At 68.3% G+C, this 19948-nt stretch carries 18 protein-coding genes and 1 pseudogene; 11 read left to right on the top strand and 8 right to left on the bottom strand.

Annotated elements, in window-relative coordinates:
• The coding region (locus tag IEZ15_RS40875) for a helix-turn-helix transcriptional regulator (RefSeq protein WP_189282042.1) at nt 1–441 on the top strand (441 nt) is incomplete at its 5' end.
• Between the two features lie 12 nt (nt 442–453).
• Here IEZ15_RS40875 and IEZ15_RS40870 read toward each other — a convergent pair.
• Nucleotides 454–1260, bottom strand: a complete 807-nt coding sequence (locus IEZ15_RS40870; protein ID WP_189282041.1) for an alpha/beta hydrolase — start codon at nt 1258–1260, stop codon at nt 454–456.
• A gap of 320 nt (nt 1261–1580) precedes the next feature.
• On the opposite strand from IEZ15_RS40870, the gene IEZ15_RS40865 reads away from it, so the two are divergent.
• Nucleotides 1581–2051: an SsgA family sporulation/cell division regulator gene (locus IEZ15_RS40865; protein ID WP_189282040.1), complete on the top strand. Its 471-nt coding sequence runs from the start codon at nt 1581–1583 to the stop codon at nt 2049–2051.
• Between the two features lie 233 nt (nt 2052–2284).
• On the opposite strand, the gene IEZ15_RS40860 is transcribed toward IEZ15_RS40865, so the two are convergent.
• Together IEZ15_RS40860 and IEZ15_RS45955 are read right to left on the bottom strand one after the other, a co-directional pair.
• Nucleotides 2285–3268, bottom strand: coding sequence for a class I SAM-dependent methyltransferase (locus IEZ15_RS40860; protein WP_189282039.1), 984 nt, complete (start codon nt 3266–3268; stop codon nt 2285–2287).
• A 139-nt stretch (nt 3269–3407) separates the two neighbouring features.
• Nucleotides 3408–3551: a hypothetical protein gene (locus IEZ15_RS45955; protein ID WP_229846484.1), complete on the bottom strand. Its 144-nt coding sequence runs from the start codon at nt 3549–3551 to the stop codon at nt 3408–3410.
• Between the two features lie 662 nt (nt 3552–4213).
• Here IEZ15_RS45955 and IEZ15_RS40850 point away from each other — a divergent pair.
• Nucleotides 4214–4726, top strand: coding sequence for a hypothetical protein (locus IEZ15_RS40850; RefSeq protein WP_229846483.1), 513 nt, complete (start codon nt 4214–4216; stop codon nt 4724–4726).
• Between the two features lie 88 nt (nt 4727–4814).
• Nucleotides 4815–5756 (top strand): alpha/beta fold hydrolase, encoded by a 942-nt coding sequence (locus tag IEZ15_RS40845; protein WP_189282038.1) that lies wholly within the window; start codon nt 4815–4817, stop codon nt 5754–5756.
• A gap of 190 nt (nt 5757–5946) precedes the next feature.
• Here IEZ15_RS40845 and IEZ15_RS40840 read toward each other — a convergent pair whose 3' ends face one another.
• From IEZ15_RS40840 to IEZ15_RS40820, 5 genes are all read right to left on the bottom strand, one after another.
• The gene (locus tag IEZ15_RS40840; protein WP_189282037.1) at nt 5947–6330 is read right to left on the bottom strand and encodes a DUF6009 family protein; all 384 of its coding nucleotides are present in this window, start codon (nt 6328–6330) and stop codon (nt 5947–5949) included.
• Nucleotides 6331–6527: 197 nt separating this feature from the next.
• Nucleotides 6528–8084, bottom strand: a complete 1557-nt coding sequence (locus IEZ15_RS40835) for a DNA primase family protein (RefSeq protein WP_189282036.1) — start codon at nt 8082–8084, stop codon at nt 6528–6530.
• Entirely contained in the window at nt 8081–9316 is a 1236-nt protein-coding gene (locus IEZ15_RS40830) for a bifunctional DNA primase/polymerase (RefSeq protein WP_189282035.1), read from the bottom strand. Before IEZ15_RS40830 ends, IEZ15_RS40835 begins: the two co-directional genes overlap by 4 nt.
• 1212 nt (nt 9317–10528) lie before the next feature.
• Nucleotides 10529–12457 (bottom strand): WD40 repeat domain-containing protein, encoded by a 1929-nt coding sequence (locus tag IEZ15_RS40825; RefSeq protein WP_268250503.1) that lies wholly within the window; start codon nt 12455–12457, stop codon nt 10529–10531.
• Nucleotides 12458–12832: 375 nt separating this feature from the next.
• Nucleotides 12833–13162 (bottom strand): nuclear transport factor 2 family protein, encoded by a 330-nt coding sequence (locus IEZ15_RS40820; protein ID WP_308427504.1) that lies wholly within the window; start codon nt 13160–13162, stop codon nt 12833–12835.
• Nucleotides 13163–13613: 451 nt separating this feature from the next.
• On the opposite strand from IEZ15_RS40820, the pseudogene IEZ15_RS47515 reads away from it, so the two are divergent.
• The 7 genes and pseudogenes from IEZ15_RS47515 to IEZ15_RS47505 all read left to right on the top strand — a co-directional run.
• Nucleotides 13614–13808: pseudogene (locus IEZ15_RS47515) on the top strand (IS110 family transposase); the annotation flags it as partial.
• A gap of 67 nt (nt 13809–13875) precedes the next feature.
• Nucleotides 13876–14145 (top strand): IS110 family transposase, encoded by a 270-nt coding sequence (locus IEZ15_RS47510; RefSeq protein WP_373302745.1) that lies wholly within the window; start codon nt 13876–13878, stop codon nt 14143–14145.
• Nucleotides 14103–14774, top strand: a complete 672-nt coding sequence (locus IEZ15_RS40810) for a hypothetical protein (RefSeq protein ID WP_189282031.1) — start codon at nt 14103–14105, stop codon at nt 14772–14774. Before IEZ15_RS47510 ends, IEZ15_RS40810 begins: the two co-directional genes overlap by 43 nt.
• Before the next feature lie 276 nt (nt 14775–15050).
• On the top strand, nt 15051–15881 hold the full coding sequence (locus tag IEZ15_RS45950) for a hypothetical protein (RefSeq protein WP_229846482.1): 831 nt from the start codon (nt 15051–15053) through the stop codon (nt 15879–15881).
• Between the two features lie 484 nt (nt 15882–16365).
• On the top strand, nt 16366–17625 hold the full coding sequence (locus IEZ15_RS40800) for a ParA family protein (protein ID WP_189282030.1): 1260 nt from the start codon (nt 16366–16368) through the stop codon (nt 17623–17625).
• Nucleotides 17622–18833 carry a ParB/RepB/Spo0J family partition protein gene (locus tag IEZ15_RS40795; RefSeq protein WP_189282029.1) on the top strand — a complete coding sequence of 404 codons (1212 nt, stop codon included), beginning with the start codon at nt 17622–17624 and terminating at the stop codon, nt 18831–18833. Before IEZ15_RS40800 ends, IEZ15_RS40795 begins: the two co-directional genes overlap by 4 nt.
• 203 nt (nt 18834–19036) lie before the next feature.
• Nucleotides 19037–19345: a peptide deformylase gene (locus IEZ15_RS47505; protein WP_373302743.1), complete on the top strand. Its 309-nt coding sequence runs from the start codon at nt 19037–19039 to the stop codon at nt 19343–19345.
• The last annotated feature ends 603 nt before the right edge of the window (nt 19346–19948 follow it).

Genomic DNA, 19948 nt, shown 5'->3' with positions numbered 1-19948 from the left:
CAGATGTACGACCACGCCGAAACCCACCCCGCCGCCGCGAACTTCCCCTTCGAACTCGCCCGCATCCGCCTCGCCCACGGCATCCGCCTACGACACACCCAGGGAAGGAAGTCGGCACGGCATTCGCTGACGCTGGCCGCCGAGACCTTCGAGCGGCTCGGCGCACCCACCTGGACCGAGCGGGCCCGGGCGGAGCTCCGGGCCACCGGCGCATCCACCGTCGCCTCCTCGGCGCACCTCGCCCCGCTGACCTGGCAGGAACGCCGGATCGCCGATCTCGCGGCGGGTGGTCTGACCAACAAGGAGATCGGCGAACGGATGCACCTGTCACCGCGCACGGTCAGCTCCCACCTCTACCGGGTGTTCCCCAAGCTGGGCATCACCTCGCGCGCCGCACTGCGCGACGCGCTGGGCAAGCTCAGCGGCGACCAGAACGTGTGACCTGGACTGCGTTCAGTTCTCGGCGAGATGGGCACGGATGCCGCGTTCGTCCAGCCAGCCGAGCACGTAGTCGGCGACGAAGCGCCACCCACTGTCGATGACCAGCGAGTGGGCGCGGTCCGCGAACTGCTTCAGGTCGGTGACCGCCGTGGAGTCGCCGTACTGCTTGTACACCGCGCGGGTGACGGAGTCGGGCACCAGCCGGTCCCCCTGTCCGGAGATCAGCAGAAGCGGGCCACGGCCCGCGTTGCCGATGTCCGCCACGGCACGCGGGCTGCGAACCGCACCCGCGCATCCGAGGTCGGTGAGCAGGCCCCGCGGTGCCGGCACCACATAGCGCTCGAAGAGCCGGTCGGACTCCTCGGCTCCGACGGTGTTCGCGAAGACATGATGGAACTGTTCCGGAGACAGGGACACCAGCCGGTCGGCGGCGTCGGTCTGGGCGGGAGTCCACAGTCGCGCCGGAAAGGCGGGCAGCGGGATGTCGTTGATCGGGGCGGATGCGATGGCCACCGCGGCGCGGCCGACATTGGCTCCGATGAGATGCTGCGCGATGAGCCCGCCGACCGAGTGGCCGACGATCACGGGCGAGATATCGAACGAACGTACGATTCTGGCGTAATGGTCCGTCAGCGCGTCCAGGCCGATGCCGCCGAGCGTCTCGGGGGACTTGCGCACTTCCCCAGCGGCCGCGGCCTCCCCCGGCCACCCGGGCGTGAGGGCGAGAAACCCACGGCTGGCGAAGCGCTCGGCCCACGACTCCCAGGAAAGCGCGTGCAGCCACGCGCCATGGATGAAGACGACGGGAGTACGGTTCACGGCTGGTTCCTCCGAGCATGACGACCACCCGGCACCGGCACACGGGCGACTGTTTCAGGATCGTTCAGGCACCGGTCAGCGGCGACAGTCGAATGACTTAATGTTCGCGACCGTCGGCGCACGGACCCGGACGGGACCCGCGGAAAAGCTCCCCCGGAAGCACACCCACGGCGGACAAGTGTCCAGTTGGCGGGCGGCCGCCACGGCCACCACCGTCGAAGCAGGTGATGTAGAACGGTCAAGTTACTTATGTACGACGCCCCCGCGGCGACAACAGTAGGTCGGGCCAGCCTCCAGCCACAGAAAAGGATCCACCCGACATGAGCGGTAAGCAATCACGGGTACAGGCCCGCCGAACGGCATCACACGGCGGTCCCGAGCTGATCCTGGACATCGAGCGCGTGCTGGACGTCTCCGCCCGGCAGGCGATCAGAGCGGACTTCAGGTTCGACCCGGAGTCCCCCTTGATCGTGTGCGTGGAGTTCCTGATCGAAGGCGGGCCGCGCGTCCTGTGGCGTATCGGGCGAGACCTCCTCCAGCAGGGGCTGTACTCGATGAGCGGACTCGGGGACGTCCAGATCTGGCCGTCGAACCTGGAGGCGCGGGAGACCGCGTGGCTCCAGCTGGCCTCCGGTGACATGGCGGCCCTGTTCGAGCTCCCCGTGCCACCGCTCGCGGAATGGCTGCAGCGTACCTATGAACTCGTTCCCGCAGGTCACGAGCTGTCCGGCATCGACTGGGACGTCGCCACCGCGGACCTGCTCCAGATCTCCGAAACGGGCTCCGACTAATCACGCGGAACGCTCCGCATCATCCCGCGCGACGAGTGACGACCCCTGAGAAACAGTCATCCGGCGCCTGCACCACGGCGCCCGCCGAACGGTCCGCGAACGGGACTCGCGGCGCCGTGCGACGCCTCACGGGGGTCGTGCGACACCCCACCCACCGGTGCCGCAGGCGCAGAACCCTGCGCTTTAGAGGGCCACCTCGCCGTCGAACACCCCCTGGATCCCGCGCCCGCTGCTCAGCACGCGGGGCGTCGGGCCGCGACGAGGACGGGGCCGCCCGGCACCGTGGGGAAAGTCCTCGCCTCCCCCAGCCCGAGCGCTACGAGTTCCTCGCTCATGCGCGCCGTGTCGAAGGCGTTGCCGCCGCCGCGCACCGCGGTCCACTGGCCGACGGAGCGGCGCAGCGCGTCGTCGACGGCGGGGTTGGTCCCCGCCACCAGCCACGCGCCCGGCGCCAGTGCCGCGACGAGTCGGGGCAGGGCGGCCCGCAGCGCCTCCTCCGACAGGAACGGCGCCGGCAGCCAGATGAGCTGGTAGGCCTCGTCTTCGTCTACGTCCGCCGCGTCCCCACGGCGCAGGGACACCCGAGCGGCCACGGCCGGATCTGCCGCGGCCAGCTCCGCCCGCCCCAGGCGCAGGACCCGCTCCAGTACGTCGATGCCCTCCACCCGCGCCTCGGGGAAGCCCTCGGCCAGCGCCAGCGCCAGTGCCCCGACGCCGGTGCCCACGTCGAGGATGCGGCTGCCCTCGGCCTCCAGCCGCTCGGCACACCCGGGAAGCCGCGGCACGACCTTCCCGGCGAGCGCACGACCGGTCGCGGTGGAGGCTCGCCCCTGGCTGAGCAGCACCTCGTCGCTCTGCGCGCCCCAACCGCCCTCGGCCGCCCCCGTCTCGTCGGAGGCGGCCGAGACGGCCTGACGCAGTGAAGCGAGCTTCGCCTCCACCGCGCTGCGTGCCGTCGCGGAGTCCGCCTGGTCGAGCGAGGGATGGACGACGTATCCGTCGGGGCCCTGACGGACCAGGCCCACGCTCTCCAGGACCGCGGCGCGCCGCGGATCGCGCGCGAGTACGTCCGCGAGGGGCTCCGACAGTGCTTGCCGCTGGGCGCTCACGATCGCGGCCATGGCCCACACGGCCGCCTCCAGGACTGCCACCGGGTTCTCGCCGAGCAACGGGGAGAGGCCCGGGGAACGGCCCGCGGATTCGGACGGTGTGGACATGGGAGCCTCCGGAGGAGTGCTACGGCGACACATGTGTCGCGCGCTCGTACAGACACATGCTGCCATAGCAGGTGTGAGTTCCGCGTACCCCGGCGACAGAGCGGTGACAGCGGCGGCGGTCACCAGCTGTCCGAGGTGTTCACACTGCGCGCCCGTCGTCGGCCCACGAGACGACGGTCGCCGTGGTGGCCGCGGTGACGGCGGCCAGACGCTCGCAGTCCGGTGTGCCGGGCACGTCCGTCGGCCGGTGGTCATGCGGATTGCGGAAGTTCGCGGTGTCCATGAGCATCAGCGCGGGGATGTCCCGGTTCCAGAACAACCCGTTCGCTGCGCCCCGGACGGTCGGCGGGCGGTACGGCCAGTCCGATGAGCAGGCCGAGCAGCGGTTCGGGTCGCGGGTCCCGCAGCAGCAGACCGGTCACGGCCGGGGACGCCGCCGCCGCGGCCCGCCCTCCACACCTCGGCCGCCCCGGCCGAGGAACGCCGGTGCACCACGAGGGTGAGGTCACCCCGGTACCCGTCGGCCCTGGTAGCGGCGGACGCCTCGGGGAAGACCCGCTCGAAGCCGACAGGGAGCCGCGCGGCTCGGCGGCGAGCGACTCCACGTGCCGCCACAGGCGGGCGGCGTCCGGGAACGGTCCACTCCCGTGCGTAGCCGTCGGCTCGTTCGTCATCCGGCACTCAGGTCGTCAGGTCGTCACGGGGAACCAGGGAACCAGGGAATCAAGGGGATCAAGGGATCAAGGACGCCGGACGAGCTGACAGCCTCTTCCGAGGCAGGGACGACGCGGCGTGCCCGGTACGCCCGGCGTGGATTTCTCGTCCACAGGTGAACCCGCCGCGGGTTCCGATCCGTTGCCCCAGAGAAGAGCTCCTGCGGTCAGGGTCTTCACTGGCTGGCCTGGCCGTAGGAACGGGGCGGCCGTCCTCATACTCTTCCCCGATGTGAGGGCGGCCGCTCCACCCAAGGCAGCCGACCGGGTACGCGGGCTCAGGCCTCGCGGGATTCCGGCAGCCGCCGGGCCGCAGGAGGACGCGGCGGCCACGGCGCACGAGGACGCGGTAAGACGTACGGAAGCCACCTGGCAGGAGGCGCACGACACCCTCGCGGCTGCCGAGCGCGGCGAGTTCCCCAAGGTGGTCAAGGACCGCTACTCCCCCGAGGTCGCCCTGCTGAGCGGGGGCGAACGGCTTGCCGGAGCCGATCTCCTGCTGGCGGGGACGGACTGGGATCTCTCGGCGGGCCTGCGCCAGCGCCCTCTGCAAGTGGTAGCCGGCCGGTCCCTGTTCGTTCGGGAGATGGAACTGATCAACCCGCCGGACAAACCCGACCACTGCCCGCCCGGGGCCGCCTGGATCACGACGCTGGACGGCAGTCGCTCCGGCCGGGTCTCCCCTCACCACGCCCCAGGCCGCGGCCTGAATCCGCACCTCTCCCCCACAGCGCCTCATGTGTGACTCAGATCACATACTGGCGACCGAACTTCTCGCCCCCCGCAACGTCGTGTCGGTGTCACAGACACCTGCACACCAGACGGAGGTCCCGATGAACCGGCCCACCCAGCACACCGACGGCTCGACGCCCGACACCGACCCGCTCTCCCCCGGCACCCACTCCTACCGGCTGGCCGGGCTCGTCCAGCGCTACCACGTCCACGGCAGCGGCCCCGTGTGCGTCGCCCACTCAGGCGGCCCGGGCATCAACTGGGAGTACATGCGCATGCCGGCCCTCGAAGAGCACCTGACCATGGTGTACGTCGAGCCCGTCGGCATCGCCGAGGACAGCCGTCTCCCTTCGCACCCGCACGGGTACACGCGGGAGCGGTACAGCAGCTTCCTGGAGGTTCTGATCAACCGGCTGGGCGCACCCAAGGTGCACCTGCTGGGGCACTCGCACGGCGCGTTCGTGGCCGCCTACCACGCCCTGCACCGCCCCGACCGGCTGGCGGGCGTCGTGCTGTACGAGGGCGCACCCGTCACCGGGCCCGAGCACGGTGCGGAGGCGGGCCGCATGGTGGAGGCGTTCGCCGCGAAACACGCCGGCCATCCGGGGCTGGCCGGTGTGATGGCCGCGTTCGGCGCGATGTCGAGCATCTCCAGCGACGAGCAGTCCGTGGCCGTCGCCCGGGGTGTCCTGCCGTCGTACTTCGCCGACTACTGGGGCGACGAGGAGCGGCTGGCCCCCTTCCGGGACGCGATCCGGGCCACGTACATCTCGGGGCTGGACGAGGACCTCACGCCCGACGTCATCGACGACCGCGTCGCACTCAAGGGACTGGAGGTACCGGCCCTGGTCGTCGTGGGCCGGCACGACGTGATCTGCGGAGTGCGCTGGGGGCTCGAACTGGACGAACTGATCCCCGACTCACAGCTGCTGGTGCTGGAGAACAGCGGCCACATGGGACACATCGAGGAGCCCGACCTGTTCGCGGACGCCGTCCGCGGCTTCGTCGTCGAGACCGCCGCCTCGCGGGACGGCGCCGCGTAGGGCGGCACGACACCTCGTGACGTGCGTCGGCTCTTCCCGGGCAGACGCACGTTCCCTGGCGGACGGATGCTTTCCGGACCGACGTACATGAACTCCGCGAGGACTTCGCTCGTCCTGGTAACGGAGGGCTGTCGGCCCGGCCTGGCCGGGGAGGAAGGTCTGCTCGGGCGCTTTCTCGACGGTCGCGGTGTCAGGGCGCCGACGTCGCTATGGCCACCGAGCCGCTCTGGGACCTGGGCGTCTTCAATCCCGGCTTCCTCGGGGCGATCGTGCGCGGGTCGACCGCCTCACCCGGGGCCCCCTCGCGGTACAGGCCGGCGGGCAGGCTGTCACGGTCATGGGGCAGCAGGAAGAACACCCGGCGCTTGTACAGGCCGCTGTCGGGGTCCGGGGAGGCGTCCTCGTCCAGCAGCGCGTATCCCACCATGCGCCCGTCACGGGCGTACGGCGGCTTGGTGTTGCGCCGCCTGGTCTTGTCCAGTGCCTGACGGACGTAGTCGAGCCGTTCGAGGTTCTCCAGCCACACCACCTCGGCCTCGTGGATGAGGTCGCTCTCGGTCAACAGCGAACTCATGGCTGCAGCCCCTCCTTCGTCGACGTGCTCCCTGCCATGGGGCATGGCACGGTATCTGTCCGTGTCGCTCCGGCCCGCTCACCGCCAAGTGGCGGACCGCTCTGAGGCCACCGCCCGCGGGGCCTGACGACCATCGTAGAGCGCACGCCGACAACGGTGTAGGCCACGTGGTGGAGAGAGCCGACCTACCACAGCCGTCATGGGTGCTCCAGCAGTGCGATGCCCGGATAGTATTTCCGCCCATTCGACTTAAACATGTCGGTCGGCGAGGCCACGCCCACTTCCTGGCGTACGCGGTTGGCGAAGGCCCGGGGCGTCGCGGGCCGGATCCCCTCGCCCGCGTTGCACCAGGAGCTGTACTCCGAGTAGAGCAGCCCCTGCTCCACCCGCAGGTCCTTCCCGGAATCGCCGTCACGCGTGCAGCATTCGGCCAGGAAGCGGCCGATGTGGTCCTCGGTGGTGGCGTAGGCCGTCGTGGCGATACGGACCCTGTCAGGCCCCTCCAGCGGGTCCCTGGTACGCAGATAGCGCTGCGCCCCCTCGATCAGCCAGTGGAGGATTCCCGGGCCCTCGTCGCGGACGAGCTCGAAGGCGAGGTTGTCGATCCTGCGGTGCGCCGGGACCGTGCGAGTGAAGGGCAGCAGGCGGATGCGCCGCCAGAACGCGAAACCGCCCGTGGAGACCTCGGGACGGTGGTTGCCCAGCAGCCACAGGTGGTGGGTGGGGGTGAACGAGAAGTAGTCCTGCCGCATACGGCGGGCCTTGATCTTGTCACCACCCGTCAGAAGCCGGACGCGCGCCTCGTCGAACTTGTCGTTCGGCTTCAGTTCGCTGCACACGATCAGGCGTCGCCCGTGCAGTTCGGTCAGCTCGGTGGAGTGCTCCGAGAAGGCGCCACGGTCCATCAGGAAGCCCGGCGGGGCGGCGTCCGCGTAGTCGCCGAGGATCTGAATCATGATGTCGAGCAGCACGGACTTGCCGTTCTTGCCCTCACCGTGCAGAAAGGGCAGGACCTGGGCTCCCACGTCGCCCGTGATCGAGTACCCCAGCAGCAGATGCAGGAAGTCGATCATCTCCCGGCCCTCGTCGTCGTCACCGAAGGTGTCCGCGAGGAACCGGTGCCAGCGAGGGGTCTCCATGGCCTGCGGGGCGACGCTGGTGGCCCGGGAGTGGAAGTCACGGGTGGGGTCGGGCTTGCGCAGATGCCCGTTGTTGAGGTCGACCACCCCGATCGGGGTGCACAGGGCGTAGGGATCCCCGTCGAGCCCGTCCGGGTCCAGGGAGATGTTCGGTGACGCCTTCGCCTGGGTCAGCAAGGCCTTCAGGCCGGTGGTGGACAACGTGCGCCGCCTGTGCTGCGCGAGTTCACGGTCGCTGAAGACTCCTCGCGGGTCGGTGGCCGACATGTCCTCGGCCATCTCTCCCGCGGCCCACAACGCGGCCTTCTCCCCTCCCCCGCGCTTCCACCGGTAGCCGTCCCAGGCGAACCAGCCCAGGCCCTCCACATGGCGGAACTGATCGTGATGGAGCTGTACGAACAGGCGAGCGTTTCCCCGGTCGGAGAGCGAAGGAGGAAGCAGTGGCGGCTCGGCACCTCCGCCGGGGGCGGCGGCAGGCTGCGCGGGAGAGCCCGCAGAGCCCTGGGCGGGCAGCTGGGCGGAACCCGCGACCAGGTCCGCCGACTGCAGGTCGAGCATCTGCTGAGCGGCGGCCTGCGGATCGAAACGCGGTGCGCCTTCGGCGCTGCTGCTCATGGACGTCCTTTGAGGCGGAGAGGGCGGACGGACCCTACGGCAAGGGCGTCGTCGACGGTCTTTTCATTCCGGGACTGCTGCCAAGGGCGGGCGTAGTGGGCAATACGGATAAGTCGGTCTCGAATGGCGGCGTGGTCGAGGTGCCCTGCCCCGACCAGACCGCCGGCGGTGTAAGCCGCTCGGTTCAGCTTCTCCGAGAACCCGGTCCCCTCCGGGGCCTCGGCGCACTGCGCGATCTGCGCGATCAGGAGCTCCATGAGCTGATCGGCGGAGGCTCCACGGCGGGAAGTCCGTCCCCGGGGCTCAGGGGCAGCGGGGACGACGACAGGAGCCTGGGGCTCGACCACATGTCCCGTACGGCGGAGTTCACGCTGGAGCCATTCGGGTAGCACGGCCGGATGGCGTGCCACCCCCTCCGCACGATAGACGCCCCGTGGCGTACGGGTCCCGGGGGCGACGATGTAGCCGCCATCAGCACGCACATCGACCTGCCAGGCGAGAGCCGTGTGCCGGGCGGATCCGGTCGAACACCTGTAGCGGATGGACGTATGGGGATTGCGGTACCAGACATGCAGTCCGCCTGACGGGGTACGCACCCGCAACGTGTTCGTGTCCTCGGCCGGGGAGGTTTCCCCCCTGTAGGCGGCCAGCAGGGCCAAGGTGTCGAACCCCGAGGCCAGACCGTCGAGCTGCACCTGTTCCGGGATGGGGATTCCAGGAAGCAGGTGTCCCCGATCAGGAACGGATACCTGATGCGCGTCCACGTCGATGACCACGAGCCCCGCGGGGCCGCAGGCGACACCTACTCCCGCGGAGGGACTGTCGGTCCACCAGCGTTCGATCAGGCCGCAATCGGTCGTCGCAGCGTGGAAGCCGTGACAAGGACGTCCTGCGAGGGGGCAGGGGCACGACGCCGGGTCGTGCCTGTTTGCCGAGCAGGCGGCACAGTTCTTGACCGGAGTCTTCCTCCCAGGGGCCAGCGGATGGACCGGCCAGCCCTGGGCGGCACACCACCGGGCGACCGCCCACGAGGATCCGGGCGTGACTCCGGCTGCGCTGTCGCGGCTCTCACCTTCGCGCGGCACAGGAATCGTCCTTGTCACTTCTGTCTGCTCGATCACTTCACACACCTGACGTGGGGGTTGTCCCCGCCAGGGACCGAAGGGACTCTGATGCGAAAAGAGTGTAAGGCCCACCTTCGGAAAACGGAGTCTGTCTGCCCCGCGTGCCATTTCTATCAGTTCCTTGGGTCCCTTGGGTCCCTTGGGTGTGAGGTTCTCTCCCGCCCAAGGGGCTGAAGGGACCGAAGAGCACAGTGCACTTCGCCTGCCATGCGGCGGTCCGCTGGAGCGGCGTAGGGACCGAAAGGGGCCAGGGACCAGGCGCAGAGTCTGGGAACTCAAGTAGTCCCTGGTAGGAAGAAAGGGATCTATGCAGGTCAGAGCCTTGAGGCACAAGAAATCAGGGACTGTAGGGACTGAACGTCGCCATTATGAGCTGTAGTAGATATGTTCAGGTATGCGCGCGTGTACGAATAACTCTCTTGTCTACGTCATAATTGCGAGTTTCGGTCCCTACAGTCCCTGCAAGTCCCTGGGAAATGCCTCTGACCTGCACAAACACCAGGGACCGAAGCTCAGGGACCGAACAGGACCGAGTCCCTTCGGTCCCGCGCTCGGCCCTGTTCAGCCCCTGGTGCCCCGCCGAAGGCACTGAAACCTGCAGGGACTGTCTCTCCCTTGCGCGGTCGGGGACCAGGGGCCTGAACCTGTTCAGTCCCTGGCCTCGTTACGTGGGTGTGAGCGCACGAGTTTTCCTGCCGGGTGACATGTTCTCCGCAGACCGACCCAGTGCCTGCTCCCGGGCGGGAGCAGGCACTCGTCCTTTAGCAGGTTTTTGCCGGAAGGTTTCTGCAGACTTGGAGGCTCCGCCGGGCAGGGGCACCTCCAACGTCGGCCGGCCGTTGGACCATTCATGACGACGGCTGCTTTCCGGGTATGTGCTCACGGGAGCCGAGGGTGTAAGGGATCATGAAGCATGCACCCGGATGAACGGCCCCTCACCGAAGATCTCGACGATTTCCTGTGGTCGCGCCGGGGACTTCCTGCGCTCGCGACCGTGATGCCCATGGCACGGGAGACCGTGGAGCGGGCGGTGCCGTACAGCGAGGAGTGTGGAAGCCCGGCTCGAAGGTGGACCAGGGTGACGGGCAGCCGGTCGGTGAAGACCAGGTCGTACTTCGGGCCGGCACCCGCCTGCCGCTGCCGCCCGCCACCACGCCGCTCACCGAGCGCCGACTCCTGCCGAGCCAGCCAGGAGTCTGCCAACTCTTCGGTCAAATCGCCGAGATGTGTACGCGAGACGCCGCAGAAGGCAGGATGGGTCAAGGCAACACGGGTCCACTTCTTGGTCACACTCGAAGAACCGGCGCGGCCGTTGTCACGTCACGGTCCTGGTCGATCAGCATCGCGGGCCGAGAGGTCGTAGCTCGCTGTTGCCCTCCGGCCCGATGCCTGCCCGTCAACGGCGGACAGCATGGCGATCTCCAGGCCAAAGCAGACCACCAGCCCGCCGTCCGGTGCGGCGAGGGCCGCCTGGACGGGCACGGGGCAGCGCAGGGGTGGCACGAGTTCGCCGCCCGTGGCCAGGTCCCGCACCGATACCGTCTCGGTGCCGCTGGTGGTGATCAGGTGGGTGCTGGTGCCGAGTACGGCCGTCGCCAGCCCGCGTACGGGCTCGGCGGGGCAGGGCAGTGGCTCGGCGTACTGCCGGCCGTCGGGCAGACTCCAGGTGCGGATCGTGCCGTCCCGGCCGGCGGTGACCGCGATGGGGTGCCCGTTCAGTGTGGTGGTGGTCACCGAGGTGACCCAGTCGGCGTGGCCGGTCAGGGGTTCGCCGAGCTGCTGGCCGGTGGCCAGGTCCCAGGTGCGCAGCGTCTTGTCCGCACTGGCGGTGACGACGGCCGGTTGGCTCTGAATGGTGGTCATGGCGGTCGTCAGCACCACGTCGTTGTGACCGCGGATCTCGGTGTGGCGCCGTACCCTGCGCTGCGCGAGCTCCCAGACGCGCACGGTGTGGTCCGCGCTGGCGGTGACGGCCACCGGTTGCCCGTCCACGATCGCCGTCGCGACGTCCCACACCTGCCCGGTGTGCCCTTTGAGCGGGCCGTTGATCTGCCGCCCGCCGGCCACCTCCCAGAGCCGCACGCTCCGGTCGAGGGCGGCCGTCACCGCCCGGAGCTGCCCATTCACCTCGGCCAAGGCGCCGGCCCGGATCCGGGCCTCGTGGCAGAGGAACGGCCGCTCACCGACTTCCGCCCCGGCGGCGGTGTCCCGCACCCGCACCACGTGGCCAGCATCGGTGATCAGCTGGAACGCGCGTCCGGCGACGACGAAGGTGCCCAGGACACTCGCGGCAGAACGTCCGGCATCCGCTGCCAAGGCCGGGGCCGAGTCGGCAAGTTGCCAGAACCAGTAGTCCTGGCCCGGGACTTCGGCAGGCAGCCGGAGCGGTTGTCCGCGCAGCTCGTCGGTCGTCACCACCCACCCCTGCGCGCCGGGCTGGGAACCGGCCACCCGGTCCCACACCCGCAGCGCCCCGCCGTACTCCCGGAACAGGGTGACCGGCCGCCCGGCCACCACCACGGACTGGGAGACGCGAACCGGCGCGCCGGATCGATGCCCGCAAGCGGCCGCCAGGTCACCGAGGAGAGCCACCGCGGTGTCGCCGTCGTGGAGATGGTCGATGTCGAGAGCGTCGAAGGCGCAGGCGACCAGTCGACCGTCGACCACCACCGCGACGGCCTGCGGGTCGTACGCCTGCTCGTCCGCGTCCACCGGCGCCGAGTCGAGCTCGTTCCCGGCAAGGTCCCAAGTTCGCACCGCGCCGCCGAGTTCGACGCGCACCGCGGCCGGGTAGCCGTGCGAACCGGCCAGCAGCTGCGCCGGCACGGACGAGCCCAGCTCCTCGCCGGTGGCGACGTTCCACAGCCGCAGGGTCCGGTCGTCCTCCAGCGTCAGCACCACGCTCCGGCCGGCCAACTCCGCCACGGCCGCGACGCGGACGCACTCCCCTGTCAGGGACCCGGTCGCAAGGTCGAGAAGGAGGAGCCGTTGCTCGCCGGCGAGCTCCGAGAGTAGTAGCGCGACCTCGAGACCGTCCAAGGTGGCCGTGGCGACCCGGTCGACCTCCACGGTCAGCGCCGTCCGGGCATCCGTGCGGCAGTGCAGGGATGGGCAGGCCTCCCGTCCGGTGGCAAGGTCCCAGATCTGAGCGGTGCCGTCCCGGCTGCCAGTCACGGCCACCGCGCGACCGGCGACCACGGCGGTGGCGACAGCGGTCACCTGACCCTGGTGACCGGTCAGCGTCCACACCAGGCGGGAATCCGCCTGCGAGCCAGGCCGGCTCCCAGCGGAGCGGCTCTGCACCGGGAACCGCCACCGCCGCAAACTGCGCCGCGAGATCCTCCTCGTCCAGCCTGGCCGCGTCCAGTGCGAGGACGAAGCGACGTTCGGCGGCAGTCAGATGCCGGTGCCCGTCGAGCGAGGCCCGGTACACCGTCGCCCCCTCGCTGCTCCTCCGGCTCCGACGCACTTCCCAGCAGCGCGAGCACCGAGTCCGGGTCCGCGCAGACGAGCCAGCCCGGGTCGGTCAAGCCGCCGGGCACCGCGTCGGGGCCAGCCGATGGAGCTTCATCCCACAGAGCGTCAGTCATGGCCGACACGCTAATCGCCCCCACTGACACGGTCTTACGACTCGGTCCGCTGATCACCCACCAGCCGCCCCGCCAGGCCAGCACGTCCTGACCTCAAATCGCGGGCCGAGTCGTAACCGTCGACTCGGTACGTCGCGAAATAGGTGATCGCTGAGGCAATGTCCGGCGAGTCGACGGTGGCCAGGGTGTTCGTGCACATTCGCCGGGACAGCTGATCCACCGGTCGAGAGCCGAAGTGCTCACGCAGAGCCTCACGGCCTTCGATCCGCTGCTGGTCATATGGCCATTCCCAGACGCCGTCGGGAGTGAAGAGGTCACAGACCGTGCTCGGCTCACCGAGGTCGAGCCGATGGACGAGTTCCAAGATCAAACGTCGAGCTGTCTGAGAGCTCTCTTCCTACTCCCCTGCCCAAGGGGAACGAGGGTTGACTGATCGGCGAGGCTATTACGGCGTAATAGGTGAAGGCCTGCCGCTCCGAAACGACGGCTGCTCCCTGTCCTCGTGGTCCCTGTCTCACGCCGACCCCAGACCTATTACGCCGTAATAGGTCTGGGCGGATCCCCCACACTGCAACTCCGATGCCGGACTCGCCGCCAAGCACTTCCAAGCCTGTACCCGTCACCCAGGTACGCGAGTGGCCTCCATCTGTGGCCGCCTACTTGGGCCCATGGGATCTGGACGGCCCGCTGCTGAACATCGACACCGGCCGTGCCGTCGACTCCGCACGGGACACTCAAGTGGCCGGCTCAAGCGCTCACGCGCCATGTGAAGCGCTCCGTACCTTGGTGGCGGGCGATCGACGAGGGAGGCTCGGGTGCCCGGGCTCTGCGCGGGGACGGATCCCGGCAAGTCCGCGCACCACTGCACGTTGATCGACACGGAGGGGACGAAGGTGCTCTCGCGCCGCGTTCCCAACAACGAGGCTGAGCTGCTGGAGCTGATGGGCGACGTCCTTGCACTGGCCGAGGACGAGCGGGTGACCTGGGCAGTCGACCTGAACGCGGGCGGAGCCGTGTTGCTGATCGCTTTGCTCGCCAGTCAGGGTCAACGGCTTCTCCATATCCCCAGGCCGCACCGTGCACCATGCCTCCCGCAGCTATCGAGGCAACGGCAAGACCGATGCCAAAGACGCCTACGTCATCGCCGACCAGGCGCGGATGCGCCGGGACCTGCAGTACTCGCAGGGACTGGGACGAGATCGCGGCGGATCTGAAGTTCCTCACTGCCCGCCGCTACGTCCTCGCAGCCGACCGTACTCGTGCCATCAATCGATTGCGGGCCCAGCTGCTGGAGTACTTCCCCCTTGGAGCGGGCGTTCGACTACGCCGCCTCCAAGGACGCTGTGATCCTGCTGACCGGTTATCAGACGTCGGCTGCCCTGCGCCGGATCGGCCCGAACCGGCTGGCGATCTGGTTGAAGAACCGCGAAGTCCGCGGCGCTCAGGCCCCGGCGGACGCGGCAGTTGCCGCTGCGCAGGCCCAGCACACAGCTGTCGCAGGGGAGGCCACGACCGCGGTCTTGGCCAGCACCCTGGCCAAGACCGCGCTGGCGTTGGACGAGGAGATCGCCAGCATCGACCTGAAGATCGCGGACCGATTCCGTGAGCATCGCGACGCGGAGGTGATCGTCAGCATGCCGGGCACGGGCCCGTTGCTGGGGGCGGAGTTCATCGCCTGCACCGGCGGGGACATGGACGCGTTCGGGGTACGGGGCGCCTTGTGGGAGTCGCCCTTCTCGCACCGGGCCGGATCAGCGGGAACATGCGCCGACCACACCGCTACCATCGACGACTCCTGCGCGTGTTCTACCCATCCGCCCAGATCGGCGCCCGCTTCTGCCCCGGCGGACTGGCCGCAATCAGGCCGCACTGCCTACCTCCGCTTCATCGCCGAAGATCCCTGCGTGGTCGAAGTCCACGACGGGACCAGCACTCAGACCGTCGTCTCGGTGCCTCTCGACATGGGCGAAGAGTGAACAGCCGAGTCCAGGGAGCGTCTCGCAGCGGCCCGAGCCGTTCTTGGTGTTGGTGCAGAGGATCACCATGAGGGACGTGCCTGACCGCGAGCTCGGCCTACCGCACCCACTCCGGCTGTTTGACAACGATGATGGGTAATCAGTCACCTCACTCCCCCGTGCCCCGCGAAGCCGATTCACAGTCTGTGAAAGAAGGTTCGTCGGGGGCAGGATGTCGATATGACGAAGCGTGCGCGGAGTGCGATCCGCCCCACGAAACCGCTGCTCAAAGCGCCGATGCGGATCGGCTCCCTCGATGCTCCAGCCGTCGTTGGTGAACTGCGCCAGATGCACGAGGACGCTGAAGACCCAGACGTGGAACGGATGCCTGCCGATGACGAACTGTTCGGTGCGCTGCTGTACGCGGAGAAGTACGTTCAGGCGCTGCGAAGGCAACCGCCTGAAGTCCAGCGTGCTGCGGCACTGAAGCGCGTTCAGCTGTGGGAGTACGTGCGTGAGCAGACTGAGGTCCACCAGGTGCGTGCGGTGGACGACGCCCGCCAAGCGGGTGCCCAGTGGATCGAGTTGGCTCCGGTGATGGCGGTGGGCGCACCGAACGGTGCCTACAACAAGGCGAAGCGACTGAAGGCCGTCGAGCTCATCGACGAGACTCCCCAGTCGCCCCCTGTCCGTCGGACGCCTGAGGCCGTTCTCAAAGCTGAGCGGCGGCTTGTCCTGGAGCAGGCCGCCGAACGCCGTGCACGGGAAGCGGCAATGCGACGGCACGAGCTCCTGGTACCGGTTGCCACTCGGCTGCTGGCGCAGCGCGAGTTCATGCAGCGGGACGACGATGTCGACTACTGGCTGGAGGAGATCGAGGCGGTACTCCCCTACTGTCGGACGCCGCTGCAAATGGTCAGCCTCAGTCGCTATCTCGATGCCGCCCTGCGGGCTCTCTCCAAAGTGGAGAAGCGGACCGCCCGTCCCGTCGGATTTACCGATGAGGCTCGGCTGGCTCTGGCCGCTGCGGTGGAACTCCAACATGGGGAGGGCGGCGCGCGCCATGAACCCGGTTCCACCGACTCTGTGGTGTCGAGCGTGTCGGGTGTGTCGGGCGCGTGCACGTGACTGCGCCAGCCCGCGGGATGGTTGGTTCCGGCTGCCCCTCCTCTCTCTGCGCTCTGCCTATTACGCCGTAATAGGCAGAGCGCAGGAACCAAGCCCAGGGAGCGATGGAGCGCGAGGCTTGATTCCGTGTCCATGCGAGATGGTCTGTCGCACGGCAGGGCTGTACGGCAGAACGGCAGACCTATTACGCCGTAATAGGTCTGAGGGCTCGACATGGCCGAGCCTGGACACCCGAGGGCAGAACGAGCGTGCTGCTGTGGGTCGGATGGCGGATGCGATCGGCGTGGTGAGTGGGGGAGCGGTAGCGGGCTACCAACCGGCGCCGACGTGCGGGATGTCATGCAGAGTGGGACCAACCCGGCCGACTGAACCCAGCTGACCTATTACGCCGTAATAGGTATAGGAGAGCCTCTACATAAAACCAGGAAGAATTAACTAACGTGTCGAGGCGGTAGGTGATCTAGGACGTTAGTAAGGTAGCGCCATGAGTATGCCAGCCACCTCCAGCGACCGGGTCAAGGTCGTCTCCAAACTGCCGGGATGGCTCCGGCAGAACCTCAAGGTCAGAACCGCTCAACTCGGCATCGAGATCCAGACCGCTGTCGAGCAGGGCATCGCCGCTTGGTGCGATCTCGCCTCCGCCACCGCCGCGGTCGACACCGCTGGGGCCGAGTCCTTCTCCACCTTCTTGCCGCCGGGGCAGTGGGAGGAGTTCCGAACGATGGCGGAAGACCGGCGCGTTTCCCTCATCCAAGGTCTCGCCCAGTCCGTCCAACTGTGGCTCGACACGAATCCGGCGCCCGAGATCCAGCGTTCGGACATCACCCGCCGCATCGTCGTCTGCAACCAGAAGGGTGGCGTGGGCAAGACCGCCATCACCGCGGGAGTGGGGGAGGCCCTGTCGGAGGACCCCACCTGCTTGTTCCCCGTGCGTGTGGCCAAGGCCCTGACCGCCGCTCTCCGGGCCGGTGACGGTCAGGCCGACACAGCCGACAACGATCCACTCGACATCGAGAAGTTGCCCGGACACGGACTGCGGGTACTGCTCGTCGACTTCGACCCCCAGTGCCACCTCACTAACCAACTGGGTGCGGCACCACTCGCGATGAACGGCGACAGCCTCACCAATCACATGGCAGGCGACCCCAAGGGGGAGTTGCGAGACCTCATCGTCTCTGTCGACGAGGAGAACTTCGGAGGGCGGCTGCACCTGCTGCCCGCCTGCCATGATGCCTTCCTTCTGGATGTGCGCCTGTCCGCGGTGCGCGCTCGTGAGGCGGCCCTGGAGCGGGCCTTGATGCCGCTCGAGGCCGATTACGACGTCATCATCGTGGACTGCCCGCCCAGCCTGGGTCTCAGCATGGACGCGGCCGCCTACTACGGGCGTCGGCGCGAGAGCGAAGGACCGGGCCAGTCCGGAACCCTCATCGTTGTCCAGGCCGAGGACAGCTCCGCCGATGCCTACGACCTGTTGACGAACCAGATGGAAGATCTCCGTAACGACCTCGCCCTCGACATCGACTACCTGGGCATCGTCGTCAACCTCTACGACGGTCGACGTGGATACATCGCTACGTCGTCTCTGCAGGGATGGATCGACATAAAGGATCCGAGGGTCGTCGGCCTCATCAACGACCTCAAGGAGCAGAAGGAAGCCGTCCGTATGAAGAAGCCCCTGCTGAGTTACGCGCCCGCCTCACAGCAGGCCGTCGCCATGCGCGCGTTGGCCCGGGAGATCTCATGAGCAAGGCCGACCAGCTGGGAGCCGGACGTTTTGGAGGCAGCGCCCGGCCCGTCAGTGCTCGCCGAGCCGCGATCGGTGCCGCCACCGGTGTGCCGACCGAAGGCGTGGCCCCGCCGAACCGACTCCCGGTCAAGCTCATCAGCCCCAACCCCGAGAACCCGCGTACCGCCCTGGGAGATCTGACCGAGCTCGCGGGCAGCCTCAAGGAACACGGCCAGAAGCAGGCCGTCACGGTCATGAACCGCGACGCCTACATCAAGGCCAATCCGGCACGTGCAAGCGATCTGGCACCCGACACCACCCATGTGGTCGTGGACGGCAGCAGCCGACTGGCGGCCGCCCGCGAGGCGGGTCTCACCCATCTCAACGTCATGGTCGACGACGAGCAGGGGAGTGACGGCGACGCCATCCTTGAGTCCGCTCTTGTCGCCAACATCCATCGCCACGACCTCGACCCGCTGGACGAGGCTCGTGCACTGCAACGCCTGCTCGCCATTCACGGGTCGCAGGTCAAGCTCGCCAAGCGGCTGCGGAAGTCGCAGGGTTGGGTGTCCCAGCGTCTCGCTCTGCTCAACCTGACTCCCGAGCTCCAAGCAGCCGTCGGGGAAGAGCCTGTCGAACTTCTGCGTTCGGTCGCCAAGGAACCGCAAGACCGTCAGGAGGCCGTCCTCCAGGAGCTCAAAGCCGAGCGGGCGAGCAAAGAAGCCGAACGGCGGATGCCGACGCCTGCACCGGTCGCCGCACCGTCTGCACCGGTCCCAACGGCCGCGTCGGTCACACCGATTGCGCCCTACGAAGAGACCGTGCCCCAGGAAGAGACCATGCCGACGGGCTCCGCCGCCGCCTCCGCCGCCGCCTCCCGGGCCGCCGACGCGGGGGAGGGGGAGGAGACGGACGACCATGACGTCGTGCCCATTCGTCAGCCGCAGGCGATCGTTCCGCCGACCCGCACTCACCGGCGCGAGCCGCAGGACGGACCGGCCGGGCAGGCGGAGACCGTGCCCGACCCCCGGGCCGCCGGCAGCTTGCCCGGTGATGCCGACCAGGACAAGGCTGAAGCGAGGACTGCTCGACGGCTTCCGTACGACGACGGTGCCCTCCTCGCGATGCACCTCATCCGGGAAATGAGTGACACCGAGTTCGACAGGATGTTGAACATCCTGAACAAGCATCAGAATGAGCGAGTCGGGGCCGCGGACGCCCACTGATCAGTGATCACTCATCAGTGATCGCTCGTCATTCATTGCGCTCATCGTTGATCGTTCATACCGCGCCTGTGGCCGACGCGAGCACCATCTCGTGCCGGCCGCAGGCGTTTTCACCTGCCTGAGCGCCAATATCGGTCATATTAATCGATAATTTCCCTTGAATCGAACAGTTCGATTCTTCGCTCAGAACGATTCTCCCGAAAGTGGGTCCGGCGCCGACGGAGCGTTCTTCGCGCTCAAGGGGTTCCCCAGAGGCGCGAGTGGCAGGCCGTGGTGACCCGCCCCGACCGGATCAGGGTGACCCGAGGGACGAGACGGGACAGCGCCTCGTGGACGAGCATGCCGGACTCGGGGCCCGGATCGTGCAGCATGAGACCGACCATCTCGGCGGGGCGCTCTACCTCGACCGCGCCGAGCTGAGGCCCCTGGCCGCGAAGGAGCAGGTGGTGGACCGGTGGAGCACCGCCGGACTGGCAGCCGCCGCCAAGCAGCTTGGCTTTCTGCTGCTGTAACGGGCCGTAATGGTAAGGCAGTTGCCTCGCAGCCGTCCCATAGCCAGCCGCGCCGGGCGGCCTGCCGGGCGAGTTGCATGTGTGTCCCGGCGCCGGCGCGCTCCATCTGGTTCTGGACGCGGCGCTGGACGGCTCTTCGGCTCAGGCCCATCTGTGAGGCGACCGCGTTGTCGGCGACGCCTGCGACCAGCAGGGACAGCAGCTTGCCGTCGGCCTGTGACAGCGACGGATACATCTCGGCGTCGTCGGTGGCCAGGCCGCCCGTCTCCTAGAGGTGCAGGGGGACTGCGGCAAACACAGCTTGGACATGTCGCAACGGCGACAGAGGGCCCGTGCAACCTGCGGTGAGACTCCCACGGAAACACACCTGCGGCGACACACTCACGGAAGAACGCCGCATCACCGTCTTGACAGGTGACGGATATGGGCGTCATGATTACGTCACCACCTCAACCGGTGACGCAAAAAGTGTCCTGGTCAGGAGGCCACGAAGTCCTTTCGACCCAGATGGGGAGCACCAGTCATGGCAGTCAGCTACACCGCCGTTGTCGATGTCGACGGAGAGGGCCGCAACGGCGGTCGCGTCCGCTCCTTGGACGGTCT

The sequence above is a fragment of the Streptomyces atratus genome (assembly GCF_014648655.1).
Lineage (GTDB): Bacteria > Actinomycetota > Actinomycetes > Streptomycetales > Streptomycetaceae > Streptomyces > Streptomyces atratus.
Note: the sequence above shows the minus strand (reverse complement) of the source record. Positions and strands in the feature narration are given on the sequence as shown.

Excerpts from the sequence above, each read along its gene's own strand:
- IEZ15_RS40835 (WP_189282036.1), bottom strand. The coding sequence starts at position 8,084 with ATGAGCAGCAGCGCCGAAGGCGCACCGCGTTTCGATCCGCAGGCCGCC.
- IEZ15_RS45950 (WP_229846482.1), top strand. The coding sequence starts at position 15,051 with ATGCGGATCGGCTCCCTCGATGCTCCAGCCGTCGTTGGTGAACTGCGC.
- IEZ15_RS40795 (WP_189282029.1), top strand. The coding sequence starts at position 17,622 with ATGAGCAAGGCCGACCAGCTGGGAGCCGGACGTTTTGGAGGCAGCGCC.
- IEZ15_RS40845 (WP_189282038.1), top strand. The coding sequence starts at position 4,815 with ATGAACCGGCCCACCCAGCACACCGACGGCTCGACGCCCGACACCGAC.
- IEZ15_RS40800 (WP_189282030.1), top strand. The coding sequence starts at position 16,366 with ATGAGTATGCCAGCCACCTCCAGCGACCGGGTCAAGGTCGTCTCCAAA.
- IEZ15_RS40865 (WP_189282040.1), top strand. The coding sequence starts at position 1,581 with ATGAGCGGTAAGCAATCACGGGTACAGGCCCGCCGAACGGCATCACAC.
- IEZ15_RS40830 (WP_189282035.1), bottom strand. The coding sequence starts at position 9,316 with ATGGCACGCGGGGCAGACAGACTCCGTTTTCCGAAGGTGGGCCTTACA.
- IEZ15_RS45955 (WP_229846484.1), bottom strand. The coding sequence starts at position 3,551 with ATGGACACCGCGAACTTCCGCAATCCGCATGACCACCGGCCGACGGAC.
- IEZ15_RS40840 (WP_189282037.1), bottom strand. The coding sequence starts at position 6,330 with ATGAGTTCGCTGTTGACCGAGAGCGACCTCATCCACGAGGCCGAGGTG.
- IEZ15_RS40860 (WP_189282039.1), bottom strand. The coding sequence starts at position 3,268 with ATGTCCACACCGTCCGAATCCGCGGGCCGTTCCCCGGGCCTCTCCCCG.